The organism is Glycomyces sp. L485 (genome assembly GCF_022548875.1).
Lineage (GTDB): Bacteria > Actinomycetota > Actinomycetes > Mycobacteriales > Micromonosporaceae > Glycomyces.
In genome coordinates this window covers 264-15001 of sequence record NZ_JAKZEW010000001.1, presented here as the reverse complement: position 1 = coordinate 15001, position 14738 = coordinate 264, and the positions used below count along the sequence as shown (strand labels likewise).

Annotated in this window: 11 protein-coding genes; 5 read left to right on the top strand and 6 right to left on the bottom strand. The window is 69.3% G+C overall.

Annotation, left to right across the window (positions count from 1 at the left end):
* Positions 1-4 precede the first annotated feature (4 nt).
* Together L0U85_RS00055 and L0U85_RS00050 are read left to right on the top strand one after the other, a co-directional pair.
* A complete protein-coding gene (locus L0U85_RS00055; RefSeq protein ID WP_241375568.1) occupies positions 5-2389 on the top strand; it encodes an Hsp70 family protein in 2385 nt (794 codons plus the stop codon).
* 3 nt (positions 2390-2392) lie between these two features.
* Positions 2393-2899, top strand: a complete 507-nt coding sequence (locus L0U85_RS00050) for an SRPBCC domain-containing protein (RefSeq protein WP_241375567.1) — start codon at positions 2393-2395, stop codon at positions 2897-2899.
* Between the two features lie 65 nt (positions 2900-2964).
* Here L0U85_RS00050 and L0U85_RS20965 read toward each other — a convergent pair whose 3' ends face one another.
* The 3 genes from L0U85_RS20965 to L0U85_RS00035 all read right to left on the bottom strand — a co-directional run bounded on the left by L0U85_RS20965 (position 2965) and on the right by L0U85_RS00035 (position 6011).
* Positions 2965-3996 carry a chaplin family protein gene (locus L0U85_RS20965; protein ID WP_241375566.1) on the bottom strand — a complete coding sequence of 344 codons (1032 nt, stop codon included), beginning with the start codon at positions 3994-3996 and terminating at the stop codon, positions 2965-2967.
* 266 nt (positions 3997-4262) lie between these two features.
* Positions 4263-4649: a hypothetical protein gene (locus L0U85_RS00040; protein WP_241375565.1), complete on the bottom strand. Its 387-nt coding sequence runs from the start codon at positions 4647-4649 to the stop codon at positions 4263-4265.
* A gap of 378 nt (positions 4650-5027) precedes the next feature.
* On the bottom strand, positions 5028-6011 hold the full coding sequence (locus L0U85_RS00035; RefSeq protein ID WP_241375564.1) for a DUF368 domain-containing protein: 984 nt from the start codon (positions 6009-6011) through the stop codon (positions 5028-5030).
* Between the two features lie 143 nt (positions 6012-6154).
* On the opposite strand from L0U85_RS00035, the gene L0U85_RS00030 reads away from it, so the two are divergent.
* Positions 6155-7270 carry a hypothetical protein gene (locus L0U85_RS00030; RefSeq protein ID WP_241375563.1) on the top strand — a complete coding sequence of 372 codons (1116 nt, stop codon included), beginning with the start codon at positions 6155-6157 and terminating at the stop codon, positions 7268-7270.
* Positions 7271-8216: 946 nt separating this feature from the next.
* Here L0U85_RS00030 and L0U85_RS00025 read toward each other — a convergent pair.
* The 3 genes from L0U85_RS00025 to L0U85_RS00015 form a co-directional block, all read right to left on the bottom strand.
* On the bottom strand, positions 8217-8573 hold the full coding sequence (locus L0U85_RS00025) for a metalloregulator ArsR/SmtB family transcription factor (RefSeq protein WP_241375562.1): 357 nt from the start codon (positions 8571-8573) through the stop codon (positions 8217-8219).
* 585 nt (positions 8574-9158) lie between these two features.
* Positions 9159-10178 (bottom strand): LacI family DNA-binding transcriptional regulator, encoded by a 1020-nt coding sequence (locus L0U85_RS00020; protein WP_241375561.1) that lies wholly within the window; start codon positions 10176-10178, stop codon positions 9159-9161.
* Between the two features lie 34 nt (positions 10179-10212).
* A complete protein-coding gene (locus tag L0U85_RS00015) occupies positions 10213-11049 on the bottom strand; it encodes an HAD-IB family hydrolase (protein WP_241375560.1) in 837 nt (278 codons plus the stop codon).
* Positions 11050-11121: 72 nt separating this feature from the next.
* Between L0U85_RS00015 and radA the strand changes: the two genes are divergently transcribed.
* On the top strand, positions 11122-12525 hold the full coding sequence (radA, locus tag L0U85_RS00010; RefSeq protein ID WP_241375559.1) for a DNA repair protein RadA: 1404 nt from the start codon (positions 11122-11124) through the stop codon (positions 12523-12525).
* 209 nt (positions 12526-12734) lie between these two features.
* Positions 12735-14207, top strand: a complete 1473-nt coding sequence (locus tag L0U85_RS00005) for a family 43 glycosylhydrolase (protein WP_241375558.1) — start codon at positions 12735-12737, stop codon at positions 14205-14207.
* Positions 14208-14738: the final 531 nt, after the last annotated feature.

Here is a 14738-nt window from a genome sequence, read left to right as displayed (position 1 = left end):
CTCCATGAGCCGCCCCTTGCTCCCCGGACCCTCGCTCGGCATCGACTTCGGCACCTCGCACACCATCGCCGTGGTCCGCCGTCCCGACGGGAGCGTCCGGCCGCTGCTGTTCGACGGCGCGCCGCTGATGCCCTCGGCGGTGTGCGTCGACTCGAGCGGCGCTCTGCTGGTCGGCCGCGACGCGGTCTACAGCGGACGGCGCTACCCCGAGCGGTTCGAGCCCAACCCGAAGCGGCACCTCGACCGAGGATCGGTCCTCCTGGGCGACAGGGAGTTCCCCATCACGGACCTCGTAGCCGCGGTCCTGCGGGCCGTCGCCGAGGAGTGCCGCCGCGTGGTGGGCGCCCCGCGGCACGTCACCATCACCGTCCCGGCGGAATGGGGTCCGGCCAGGCGCCGGATCGTCGAAGACGCGGCGGCGCGGAGCGGGCTCGGCCGAGTGCGGCTCGTGCCCGAACCGGTCGCGGCCGCCACCTATTTCGCGGAGACCCTCAGACACCACATCGCAGTCGGTTCGTCCATCGTGGTCTACGACCTCGGCGCGGGAACCTTCGACGCGAGCGTGGTCCGGCGCACCGAGCACGGCTTCGAGACCGTCGCGCTCGACGGCCGAGGCGACCTCGGCGGCCTCGACATCGACGCCGCGATCATCGACCACTTCGCCCGGACCTACGGCGGGCACGACGCCTGGCGGCGGCTCACCAACCCGTCCACCGCCGAGGACCGGCGGCACTTCCGCGACTTCCAGGAGGAGATCCGCGGTGCAAAGGAGCGCCTGTCGCGCCACCAGCAGGCCGACTTCGCGATCCCCCTGCTCGACCGCGAGGCGCACCTGACCCGCACCGAGCTGGAGAAGATCGCCGCCCCGCACCTGGAGCAGACGGTCGGCGTGACGCAGGGCGTCCTCCGCGCCGCCGGGCTCGACCCGGCCCGCAGCGCCGGCGTGTTCCTCGTCGGCGGCGCGAGCCGGATGCCGCTGGTCGCGACCATGCTGCACCGCGCACTCGGCGTCGCCCCGACCGTGCTGGACCAACCCGAAGTCGTCGTCGGAGAAGGCAGCGTGCTGTGGTCCGAGCCGGCGCGGCCGGCCCTCACGCCGCAGGCGAGGCCCGCACCGGCGACACCGCAATTTCCGCCGCAGCGGCCTGGGCCGATGACACCGCAGGCAACCTCCGTCCCGCAGCCGCGATCCGACATCAAGTCGCCCCCGACGCAGGCCACGCCGCCCCAGCCCCCGCCACTGGCGGACGCCGAGCCTGTCAAGAAGAAGGGCCGCGCAAAGAAGGTCATCGCAGCCGTCGTCGTCATCGACGTCTTGATCGTGGCTGCTCTGATCTTCATCTTCCGCCAGAACGACATCGGAGGCGACGAGGCGACCGGACTGAGCGCGTCCCTTCCCGATGCCGCGACCTTCGAGCAGGCCGGCCCTGTCATCGACGCCCACGCGGGCAAAGTGACCTCCATGGCGATCGCCCCGACCGAGGACGGCGAAGCGCTCTTCACCTCGGGAGCCGACAAGACCATCAAGAAATGGGACCTGGAGACCGGCGACCTCATCGAGGAACTGCCCCTCACCCATTTCACCGAGATACTCGGCGTGACCGAGTTCTCGGACGGCCGCACCATGGTCGTCGCGATGGACACCCTGTTCGGCTTCTACGCCTGGGAACCCGAAACGTTCGACCGCGAGATCCTCAGCGAGGGCGCCGGCTACTCCGACACCTCGGACATCGACCGGCACGCCCTCGGCACCAACGCCGGAGCCGCCACATACGCAGTCATGTTCCCGGACTACTCGTACTTGTGGGACCTCGAACAGGAGACCCGGGTGACCGGCGACATCACGCTGAACCAGGACCAGCTCAACAGCATCCGGCACTTCGCCGTCTTCGACGACCGCATCAGCATGGTGACGGTGAACGCCGAAGGCGAACTTCGCCTGTTCGACACGGAGACAGGTTTGGACACCGGCCTGTCGTTCGAGACCGCCGACGGATGGAGCGACAGCGACACCGCGAAGTCGCTGAGAATCGTCTATACCGACGGGGCCCCGCACGCGATGGTCCTCAGCCAGGAGCGGTACTACATCTGGGACCTGGCCTCGGGCACCTTCGAAGGATCCACGGCATGGGACGGCGACCTCGACGCCAACTTCGTCCACCAGGCCGTGACCGTCGACGGCGCCGACGCGCTGTTCGCCTTCGACGACGACGCCCAAGGCGCACTGCTCAACCTGTACAGCGGTGAGCAACTGACGGTCTTCGAAGACGAGGACGACACCTCCAACCTGCTCACCGATGCGACCGCCACCGTCGTCGACGGGTATACGATCGCGGTCACCGGCTTCGCGGACGGCACCGTCCGCCTCTGGAACCTCGGGAAAGGCTAGATCTTGATACTCCTGATCATCCTCGCGGTCGTCGTCGCGGCGGTCGCGGGTTACAGCGTGTGGGCGCTGCGCCAGGATCGCCGAATCGAGACCACCGCCCGCATCGACGCGCCTGCCCACGAAGTCTGGGCGGTGCTCACCGATTTCCCGGCATACGGCGAATGGAACCCCTTCATCACCGCGATCAGCGGCCAGCTCGCCGAATACGAGCGCCTCGACGTGACCTTCACGCAGTCGAACGGCAAGACGCAGCGCGTCCGGCCCAGGGTCCTCAGGGTCTCCCCCGCTCGGCAGATCCGCTGGCTCGGCAGGCTCGGCCCCGGAGGGCTCTTCGACGGCGAGCACTTTTTCGTCCTCGAACCGCAGGAGGACGGCGCCACCGTCCTCACTCACGGCGAACGCTTCACCGGCGTCCTGGTACCCGCCATGAGCGGCCTGCTCGACGACACCGCCAAGAGCTTCGAGGCGGTGAACACCGCCCTCGCCGAGCGCGTCGAGTCCGGCAGGTAACGATCGCGCACGGCCGCGCCGCGGCAGGGAAGTGCCGCGGCGCGATCCGATCTCTTCGCGGTGCTCTAGAGCAGACCCGCGCCGGCCGCCTCGGGGAGGCCGCCGACCGTGCCGGTGGCCGTGGAGGCAACGTCTTCGGGAGTCACGTTGTCTCCGAGACCGCCGACGATCGGCAACCCGCCGGCCACGCCGCCGGCGGCGGCGGTCACGGTGTCGAGACCGGGAACGCCGCCGGAGGGCAGGTGCTCCTCGCTCAAGTCGGCGTCGGCCGCCTCGGCGTCCGAGGACTCCGTGTAGCCGGCCTTCTTGTGGCTCTGGTGGTCGGGCTCGTCGATGTCGGCGTCCGAGCCGCCCTCGCAGTACGCGTCGGCGGTGCCGAGGATCGCGATGGCGTTGCCGCACACGTTGATCGGGGCCTGGATCGGGGCGTACAGCTGGTTGCCGTCGCCCAGTCCGACATTGTCCTTGCTGATCAGGTCGCCGCCGGGACCGTTGTAATCGGCCTCCGCGCCGCCCTCGCAGCCCGCATCGGCAGTGCCGCCGATCGCGACCGCGTTCCCGCAGGCGTTGATCGGGGCCTGGATCGGAGCGAGCAGCTGGTTGCCCGACAGCGCGCCGACATTGCGCTTGCTGGTCACCTGGCCGGACTCGGCGTGGCGGCCGGACTCGGCGTGGCGGCCGGACTCGGCGATCGAGGCGCTCGAGGCGCCGGTCGACCACGCGTCGGAGGTCCCGCCGACGGCTGCGGCGATGCCGCTGACCTCGGTGGGAACCTGGACCGGCGCATACGCCTGGTTGCCGTTGACCAAACCGACGTTGTCGCGGGTCCGCAGGTCGCCCGCGGGACCGTGGAAGGCGGCTTCGGCGCCGCCCTCGCAACCCGCGTTCGCGGTCCCGAGCGCGGCGGCGGCCACACCGCAGATGTTGACGGGCGCCTGGACGGGCGCGACCACCTGGTTGCCCGACACCGCCCCCACGTTGTCATGCGTCTTGATGTCGGGACCGGCGGCGTGAGCCGCGCCGGCGCCGGCCACGAGGACCGCCCCCGCTGCGATTGCGCCGGTGCTTGCAGTCTTACGTACCCATGAGTTGTTCACGAACCGTCACCTTTCAGGGAAATCGTTCTCGTTGTTCCATCACGTATCCCCCGTGAAGCTCCGTGGGCTCCAATGACTTGTGCGCGTTCATGGAGGCGGGCCACGCCCGCCGGAACGCAGTGCGATTGAAACCGGGAGAGTTGTGTTCGGTCGGCGGGCCGTCCGGGACCAGGCCCTGGCTCCGTACGCGCCCGCCGACCGAGAAGCGCTCGCCGAGCGACGATTCGCCCGCGGCCGAGCATCGGCCGACTGGTTCGGCGAACGCCTTAGAACGGCAGCGGGGCCGGAAGTCCACCGCCCAGATTGCCGAGCAGTTCGTCAGCCGGCGTGGCCGTCTCGGGAGCGGCGAGCTGGCCCCTGTCGACCTGGGTGTCGGTCTGGTCGACCGTCTGGTCGACCCTGTGGCCGGTCCTGTTGACGGTGTTGTCGACCTCGTTGTCGAGCGCCGGCGCCGGCAGGGCCTGCGGCGGCACCACCGAGTTCAGCCCCGGAGCGGCGTCGGTCGGGATCGGAAGTCCACCGAGCATCTCGGGAGTCGACTGCACGGCGTCGGTGCCGGCATCGTCGACGTCCACTTCGGCGGCCTGAGCGGCCGTACCCGTGAGTAGCAGAGCCCCCGTGGCGATGCCTCCGACGAGGGTCGCCTTACGCATGGTGCGCGTCTTCATCTGCTTGATTGCCTTTCTTATGGCCGCACGGACGTGGCGGTGCGACTGAGAACAGCGCAGCACGAACCGCCGTGAGGACCAAGTTGTCGGTGTTGTCGGTCGTTGTCCAGCGAGCCGGAGCGGGAACGCTCGGCGCCCACCTCCGGTGAGGCCCTCAGCCGCGACCTCGCCGACCGGATGTCTGCGGGTCGAGGGCCATCGCGCTGTCTCTGGCTAGCCGGTGACACTTCCGGCCGCTGGCCGCAGACCTGTCGGCGTGCAGCCACCCTGATTAACTGCGAGAGCGGGCCCGCGGTTACGCCCAGACGCGAAGAAACTCGAAAGAATTGCCGCCTTGCCGCCCCTGCCGCACCCGGCGACACATCAGTCCTGGCCTGCGACCTTCTTGTGCTGCTTCGACTCCCAGATCATCGCGATGAGCACCACCGCCGCGCCGAGGATCACCAGAAGGAGCGGGCCGACGATGGGGCCGCTCGGCGCCTGGAGGGCGTTCTCCTCGCTCTGCCAGGGCCACAGCGACCGCAGCGAGCCCGCCATGAGCCCGGCGAGCACGGCCATGGTGGCCTGCCGGCGTCGGTGCAGCAGCCATTGGAGCAGCTTGACGAACGAGCCGAGGCCGACCATCGCGCCGAGCGCGAAGACGCCGATGAAGGCGAGGTTGCGCTCGTCGAGCGCGTGTTCCACATGCACGTACAGGCCCATGGCAAGCAGCAGGAACGAACCCGACACGCCCGGCAGCACCAGTGCGTTGATGGCGATGGCGGCGGCGAGGAACACCAGCCACAGCGGCGGGTCGGCCAGCTCCGAGGGCGGAAGGCCCGTCAAGAAGAAGGCCGCCGCGGCGGAGGCGAGGAGCAGCACGATGTCGAGGACCCGGAACCGCTGCGGCATCATGCGCACCGGTACGGCGATCGAGACGGCGATCATGCCGAAGAACAGCGCCTTGGTCGGCACCGGGTGCGACTCCAGCAGCGGCGCCACCGTCTTGATCGTCAACAGCAGCACGGCGGCCATGCCGATGAGGACCGGCACGAGCAGCGGCCAGTCGATGGATTTGAGCGCCCGCAGGCCCTCGCCGGCCCCGCGGCGCCGCGCGACACCGGAGACGAGGCCCCGGGCGGCGTGCAGCAAGTCGCTTGCGGCGTCGATGAGCCGGTCGTACAGGCCGACCACCAGGGCGATGGTCCCGCCCGAGACGCCGGGGACTCCCTCGGCGGCGCCGATCATGCCGCCCCTGATCGCGTTGAACGGGGCGGTTCTCCACGGGGTCTTCGGCCGCGGCGCACCGTCCGGCGAGGCGGGGTCGAGGGGGACCGGTCCGTCTTCGGTGCTGCGGTAGATCGTCACGCTCCCAGCGTAGTCGGCCCTGCTCGGAGCCCGCCTCGGTCGTCCGGCCGAAGTCGCTCCGAGCAGGGGCCACCTTGTGTCGGGGGGCGTGCGGAGACGGGCCATACTTAGTGGTGATTCGCACTGTGGGAGGGAGGGTCTCGATGAGTCGCACGGTCGGGCCGTACAACGATGTCTCGACCGCTCGAGTCGAAGGGGCCTACGAACTGTGCGAGGGCGCCGACGCGACGGGGCGCCCGGTCCAGATCCTCACACTCGGCTCGGCCTCGTCCAAGGACCCGGCCAGACGGGGGCTCCTATCGGACACGGTCGCCTGGGCGTACGCCACGGCCGGGCCGGAGGACGCCCCGATCCTGGTGGCCGACCTCGAAGCCGAGCAGCCGTACGTGGTGGTGCTTCACGATGCGCGCCTGCGGGGCGCCGACCGGATCATGGACCGCCTCTTGGCGCTCGGCCCGGCCACCGGGCCGCTGCCGGTGGGACCGGGTGCGGCCTCACACCGCCCGCAGTCCCCGGCCTCCCCCGCCGGTCCGCCGTCGGCTCCGCCGATGTCGCCGCCGACGGTGGTGATCGCCCCGCCCAAGCGCCGCTCGCAGCTCCTGCCGATCCTCATCGGCGTCTTGAGCGTCATCGTGATCGTGGCGCTGCTGGTGCTGGGCGGCTGGCTCATCCGCTCGACGGTCGCCTCGGGCGACGACGCGAGCGGCTCGGCCCCGGCCGACGCCGACACTTCGTTCGGAGAGGCGGAGGAGGCGCCCGAGGGCGCGGCCGAGGAGGGCCAGGAGGCGGTGCCGCAGTGGATCGAGGGCGCCTCCGACCTGTCGGTGGCGGGCACGCTGTTCGGCCCCGACGACGACACGAACGTCGTGGCCCTCAAGGGTTGGCCGCTCGCCTTCCGAGTCCCCGCCGAATACCGGTGCGAACCGGCCGACCGGTCGATCGTGTGCACCGCGCCGGACGGGAGCTCGACGGTGGAGGTGGCCTGGGAGGTCTGCCAAGCCCCGTGCGACGACGCCGCCAGGGAGTCGCTGCAGGAGGCGCTGCCGTACCAGCCGCTGCAGGCCTACGAGAACGGCGACATCGGGTTCGCGGTGCGCGAGCCGTTCGGGAAGTGGAAGGCGTCGTTGAGCGTGTTCGTGGACAACGCGGGCACGATTTTGCACGTCAGCGCAGTTGCGGATGTGGCGACGGAGCTGGCCGAGGACGCGCAGCCGATCCTCAACGACGTGCTCAACCAGGCTAAGTCGCTGGAGGAGTAGGAATCCCAGGCGGCGAGCACGGACTCGACGGCCGAGTCGCTGCGGTTTGGCGGCTGGGGGACGCCCGGGCCGAAGTCGGCCGCGGTGAGCAGCTCTGCGTAGTCGGGGCTGCCGTAGGAGCGCAGCAGGTTCGAGGCGGCCTCGCGGCGGTCGTCGTCGAGGTCGGCGGCGATGAGCATCGGGTACTCGAACTGGCCCACCTGGACGTTGCCGCTCGGCGACTGGAGCCCGGCGCCCTCCTCGGCGTTGGCGCGCGCGACCTCGGGGGCGGACATGACCGGGAACTCGCCCTCGGCGCCGGAGACGGTGTCCTCGTCGACCCCGAACAGCACGATCCACATCAGGCTCGCGGCGTCCTGGCGCGGGTCGCCGAGGGCCACGTCGGCGGTCTCCGGCGCGATCGACACGGGGTCGGTGCCCTCGGGCAGCGCGAGGCCGATCGCGCCGGAGGCGGTGGAGGCGTCGTAGACCTCCCAACGCTCGGCCAGATCGGTCCCGGGTATGTCGAGGAGGAGATCGGTCTCGGGGATCCACACGTCGGCGTCGACTCCGGCGATATCGCTGCTGGGCACGGCGTTGACAGTGATGTCGGCGCATACGTCAGAGCCGCGCGAGGGCGCGCCGCCGCCTGCGGCGACGAAGTCCTGGAGGACGGGGGCCAGCTCCGGGGCCGCGGCCACGGCGAGCGTGGTCTCGGTTCCGCATGACTGCACGTGGGCGATGGCCGCGTTCAACGTGTACACGGTCACCGGAGCGAAGACGGCCAGCAGCGCGGCACCGCCGAGGAGGCGTCGACCCTCTTTGGAGAGTCGTCGCGGTCTGCGGTGTCGGCCCGTCATGTGACAAGTGTATGACCCGACACAGTTCCAGTCGAGCTCCCGTTTTTCAGTTATCTACTCACGACACAGGGTCATCCCAGGTGGGAGGACCCGCCGGTCGCGGCCCTCTAGCGGCGGCGACGGCGCTTCGGCGGCGTCAGCAGGTCGGCGACGATCCGCATCGTCTCGGGGACGAGGCGGAAGTAGGCCCACACCCCGCGCTTGTCGCGCTGGACGACCCCGGCCTCGGCCAGGATGCGGAGGTGGTGGCTGACGGTCGGCTGAGACAGGCCCAGCGGTTCGGTCAGGTCGGCCACGCAGGCCTCCTGCTCGGGCGAGGCCTGGATCAGGCTGATGAGCTGGAGGCGGTTCGGATCGGCAAGTGCTTTGAGGACACCTGCGATGCGTTCTGCGTCGGCCTTGGAGATCGTCTCGCCACTCACTGGCGACACGGGCGTCTCGGCCTCGACGGTGACTCGCACCATGATCGTGTTCCTTCCGGATTGGTTCCAGGTCGGTGCTGGACACGGCCGCGCTGCCATTAATCCAGTTCCAACCCTGAATATGCCTTCGCGGTGTAGCCGGGCGGTAACGACGACGCTTCCGGCACGCAAAGGCTTCGGTTCCTTGTATCTGGATGAGGAGCTGCACCACGGCTCCCACCAGATCTAATGCCGAGAGTACGCCGCTCGTACCAACCGGGCTAGCGCCGTTGAACGATCAGCCGGCGAACCGCGAACATTCTCGACAAGTCGAGGGGCGACTACCAGGTGTTATATCCATGTACGCCTATATTTAATCGTTTGCCATTTTCAGCGTGAGATTTACGTCACCCTCTGTAGGTGACGAACGTCTCATTATCTAGAACCGGACAAGCCACTGGCATACGCCCGGGAACAACGAATCCTATAGGATATATCCTATAGGCGATACCGCTTTCTGGCGGCATGACCTTAGCAAGGACCACCCGCCACCTTCTGGCGGACTATCCGAAAGTTGCTCGGATCGCACGAAATCCGGCCTCGCGATACGCCGCCGGCACCGCAAGGCCCGGTCCGGGACGAGCGCGGCTACTTCTCGCGCGGCGCGGCGGTGGACTCGCGCTCGATGAGCTCGGTCATGATCGACAGCTCCTCGGGGAAGTCCCCGTCCTCAAGCGCCGCCTCCAGCGCCTTGATGCCCATCTCGTGGAGCGGCAGCGCGACGGTCGTCAGCGACGGCGTCAGGTCCCGCACCACCGGGATGTCGTCGAAGCCGGCCACCGAGACCTCTTCGGGGATCTTCACGCCGCCCTCGCGCAGCGCCGTGCACAGACCCGTGGCCTGGACGTCGCCGGTGACGAACACCGCGGTCGGCAACTTGCTGCGCTCCAGAAGATCGAGTCCGGCCTGATAGCCGCCATCGCGGCTGAACTCCGAGCGCACGTGGACGACGTTCGCGTCGGCCGGGAGCGCGCCGACGAAGCCGTCGCGCCGCTCGCGCACCACCTGGAGCTGCTCGGGTCCGGCCACGACCGCGAACTCGCGGTGGCCCAGCTCGACCAGGAAGCGCGCCAGCGCCCCCGCGCCCTCGCGGTTCGCCGGGCGAACCACCCGGCCCGGCAGTCCCGGCTGCCCGACGCTGACGACCGTCGCGCCGAGTTCAAGGAGGTCCGACAGGTGGTCGGCGAGCCTGGCCTCGGCCGCCTCGTCGGTGGTCCGCGAACCGGCCACGATGACCGCGCGGGGCCGGTAGCCGCGCAGGGAGTCGAGGTGCTGGACCTCGGAGTCCGGGTCGATGCCGGTGTCGGCGATGAGGACGCGCACGTTGCGCCGAGCCGCCTCGGCCAGCACGCCGCCGGCGATCTGCCCGAAGTACGGGTCGGTCACGTCGTGCAGCAGCAACGCGACTGTCTGCGAGGTGGAGCGGGCCAGGACTTGGGCTCCGACGTTCGGGGCGTATCGCAACCGGCGAGCCGCCTCGCGCACCCGCTCGCTCAGCTGGTCGCTCACCCGATGCGGGGAGCCGTTGAGGACGCGGGAGGCGGTTGCCACCGAGACACCGGCGGCTCGTGCGACGTCGGCCAGTCTGGCCGGTTGTTTGCGTTCCATTTCGCTGAGGCTACCCACCTTGGGAAAGCGCTGCTCAGGCGGTCCTGAGGCGACGGTCCCTCCACACTCGCCAAACCACATACGCCGCAGCCGCCACGCCGATCCCGGCGGCGGCGTACTTCAAACGGGTCGGACCGGACATCGCAGGGCGCAGTGCGACCGGGCGCCGGAAGGTCAACTGCGGCCAGCCCTGTTCGATCGCGAGGCGCCGCAGACCGCGGTCGGGGTTGACCGCGCGCGGGAAGCCGACGCTGCGCAGCATCGGCTCGTCGGTGATCGAGTCGGAGTACGCGAACGACGACCCCAGGTCGATCCCGCGCTCCGAGGCGAAGTCCTTGATCGCATCGGCCTTGGACCGGCCGGCCGCGAAGAACCCGATCTCGCCTGTGAAGCGGCCCTCAGCATCGACGACCATGCGGGTGGCGATGACGTCGGTGACGCCGAGCATGCGGCCGATCGGCGCGACCATCTCCTCGCCCGAGGCGCTGACCAGGACGACCGCTCGGCCGGCGGCGCGGTGTGCCTCGATGAGCGCTGCGGCCTCGGCATAGACGAACGGGTCGATGAGCTCGTGCAGCGTCTCCTCGACGATGTCGCGGACCTGCTCGGCGGGCCAGCCGCGCGAGAGCTGCGCCACGTAGTCGCGGGTGCGGGCCAACTGCTCCTCGTCGGAGGAGCCTCCGAGCCGGAACACGAGGGCGGAGTAGGCGACCTTGAGGACATCGCGGCGGCCGAGGAGGCCGCCCTTGTACAGGGGCCGTCCGAACGCCAGCGTGCTCGCCTTCGCGATGACGGTCTTGTCCAGGTCGAAGAAGACCGCTCCATTGGTGGAGAGTGCCGGTGAGCCGTTGGTCGGCTCCTCTGAGTCCATGCCGCCAGTGTAGGCACACAAGCCGACATCGGCTTGCGCTTATGTGTCGGTGGAGGCCCGTAGGCTTGCGCCATGCCGAAAGCCCAGCGGATCTCTTATGCATGCGCCGCCTGCGGACACCGCGTCCCCAAATGGGTCGGGCAGTGCCCTGACTGCGGGGAGTGGGGATCCATGGAGGAGTCGGCCGCGCCCCCGAGGCAGATGGCCGGGCCCGCGTCGGCCGCGTCCGCCGCACGCCGGCCGGCCTCCCCGGCACGGAGGATCGGCACCGTCTCGGCCGAGCAGGCCGCGAGCCTGCCCACGGGCATCGGCGAGTTCGACCGCGTCATGGGCGGCGGCCTCGTCCCCGGCGGCGTCAGCCTCATCTCCGGCGAGCCCGGCGTCGGCAAGTCCACGCTGCTCCTCGAAGTGGCCCACCGCTTCGGCGAGTCCGGCTACGGGCGCGCGCTAGTGGCCACCGGCGAGGAGTCCGCCTCGCAGGTGCGCCGCCGCGCCGACCGCACCGGATGCCTCTCCGAGGAGCTCTACCTGGCCGCCGAGACCGACCTCGGCGCGGTCCTGGGCCACATCGAGGACGTCGGGCCCGGCCTGGTGATCCTCGACAGCGTCCAGACGGTCGTCGCGGGCAACGCCGACGGCGTCCCCGGCGGCGTCACGCAGGTCAAGTCGGTGGCCAGCGCGGTCATCGCCGCGGCCAAGGCGCGCGACATGGCTGTGATCCTCGTCGGGCACGTCACCAAGGACGGCGGGATCGCCGGGCCGAGGGCCCTGGAGCACCTGGTCGACACGGTGATGCACTTCGAGGGCGACCGGCACTCGATGCTGCGGCTGCTGCGCGGGGTGAAGAACCGGTTCGGGCCGGCCGACGAGGTCGGCTGCTTCGAGATGACCGAGGACGGGATCGTGTCGCTCGCGGACCCTTCGGGCCTGTTCCTCGACGACGCCCCCACCGAGCCGACGCCGGGCACGTGCGTCACGGTGACGATGGAGGGCCGCCGGGCGGTGCCGGTCGAGATCCAGGCACTCCTCGGGAAGTCCATCAAGGACGGCGCGGTGCCGCGCCACACGGTCTCGGGTCTCGACCAGGCCCGCCTGAACATGGTCCTGGCGGTGCTGACGCGGCGCGGGGGGATGCGGCTGCTCGACCGCGAGGTGTACGCGACGACGATCGGCGGCATCCGGATCCGCGAGCCCGCCTCGGATTTGGCGCTCGCGCTGGCGCTGGTGAGCGCCGAGCAGGAGATCGCAGTCAGCGCCGATCTCGTCGCGATCGGGGAGGTGTCGCTGACCGGGCAGGTGCGCCGGACGGTGAACGCCGACCGGCGCTTGAGCGAGTCGGCGCGGTTGGGTTTCAAGACGGCGATCGTGCCGAGGGGATCGGTCTCGGAGCGGCACACAGGGATCGAGGTCATCGAGGTGGAGACCATCAACGACGCGAAGCAGGCCGCCGCCCGCACCTGGGCCCGCCGCGGATAGCCGTGCCGGCGGGCTGCTCACGGCTCGGCCTCCTTTTCTCGGCACAAAGGATTGTGCGCTCGACATGTTGTCGATAACATTTATAAATCGTTATTTATCGATTTAAAGGAGTCGGGTGGTCGGCACATGAGTCGAAAACGGGCCGCAATGGACGGCGACTGGTCACATCCGCAAGGGCACCTCACCCCCTGTTCCCCCCGGAGTCCCGAATGAACCTGCTTTCACGCAAACGCGCCCGAACCGTCATAGCCGGCGTCCTCGCCGCCGCCATGTCCGTCCTGGGCCTGGTCGCCGCGTCCGGCGCTCCGGCGCACGCCTCGGTCACCCCCGGCGTCTGGTATTCCATCACCAGTGCGCACTCGGACCTCGCGCTCGACATCGACGGCGCCTCCACCGCGCCTGGCGCCGAGCTCATCCAGTGGAACGTCGGCACCGGCTCCAACCAGCAGTTCCGCTTCGTCGACGCCGGAGACGGCTACTACCGGATCGAGGCGAGGCACTCGGGCCACGTGCTCGACGTCTACGAGTGGAACCCCGACAACGGGGCCACCATCGCCCAGTGGACCGACCTGGGCGGCACCAACCAGCAGTGGTCGGTAACCGAGCACGACGACGGCTCCTACTCCTTCATCAACCGCTTCTCCGACAAGGCCCTCGACCTGTGGAACGGGTCGACCGAGCCCGGCGCCCGGATCTCGCAGTACACCTACACCGGCGGGACCACGCAGCGGTGGAACCTCGACGAGGCCCCCACCGGCGGCACCCTCACCAACCCGATCCGCTCCAACGGCGCCGACCCGTGGATCGAGTACTGGGACGGCTACTACTACCTGTCGACGACCACTTGGGACTCCACGGTGGTCATGCGCCGGTCCACCACCCTCGAAGGCCTCAAGACCGCTTCCGGCACGGTGGTCTGGGACGACTCGGGCACGGCCAGTCGCTGCTGCAAGCACTGGGCTCCGGAGTTCCACCGCATCGACGGCACCTGGTACCTGATGTACACCTCCGGCGTCGCCGCCGATTACGACGGACAGCGCCTGCACGTCCTTCGGTCCACTGGGGATACACCCATGGGGCCCTATGAGTTCATGAACACCCCGATTCCCGACCGGTGGAACATCGACGGCTCCTACCTGGAGCTGAACGGCGAGCTCTACATGCTGTGGTCCGAGTGGCTCGGTGACGACCAATCGATCTGGATCGCGGAGATGACCAACCCATGGACGCTCGTGCCCGGGACCGAGGCGGCGATCTCACGGCCCGAATACGACTGGGAGACAGTCGAACTCCGCGTCAATGAGGCTGCGGCCGTGTTGCAGCATGATGGACAGACGTTCATCACCTACTCCGCCTCGTACTGCGGCACCCCGGACTACAAACTGGGCATGCTGACCTACGCCGGCGGCGACCCGCTGTCGCCATCGTCGTGGACCAAGCGGCCGACTCCGGTATTCGAGCAGGGCAACGGCGTCTACGGACCGGCGCACAACGGCTTCTTCACCTCGCCCGACGGGACGGAGCACTGGCTGGTCTACCACGGCAACACCTCGCCCGACGACGGATGCGGCACCACCCGGCAGACCCGCGTGCAGCCGTTCACCTTCAACGCCGACGGCACCCCGGACTTCGGCGAGCCCGTCCCGAGCGGCGCCGCACTCCCGCCACCTTCGGGAGAGTGAGCCAATGAGCCGGGAGGGACCTGCCCTCCCGGCTCTCGCAGTTTCTGCCCGGTCGACGGAACCGGACGCTTTCGGACACTCGGCATGTCGCTGCTTGAGTCCACCGTCGAACGTGTGTGACGCGTTCTAACACGTGCTGTGCGCGCCTTCTCAGAAGAATCCAATACGAAGCGGCGGGCCGCCCCACAAACCCGCAAACGCCAACCGCCTGAGGAGACCGGAAATGGTCATTGTCGAGTTGGCGTGGTGCTGGCGCGTGGATAAGTCCTTGTGCGCCAAGGGCGGCGGCGACGGGGAGGTGGAGGGATGTTCAGGGTGCGTTGCGGGGGTCGGGTGCGCGCCGGGTGGCTCTGGCGGGTGAGCTCTGCTCGTGTTGTGTTGCGCGGAAGGCGGTCCGGGCCCGAACATGAGGGGTTTCCCACCGATCGGGTGATGATTTCTGCTGGTCAGGCCCGTATCATTGAAGTATAGGACGAACAATCGGAAACAGGGAGATTGTTCGAAGGCTTGGATGACGGAGGGGGTGTGCGA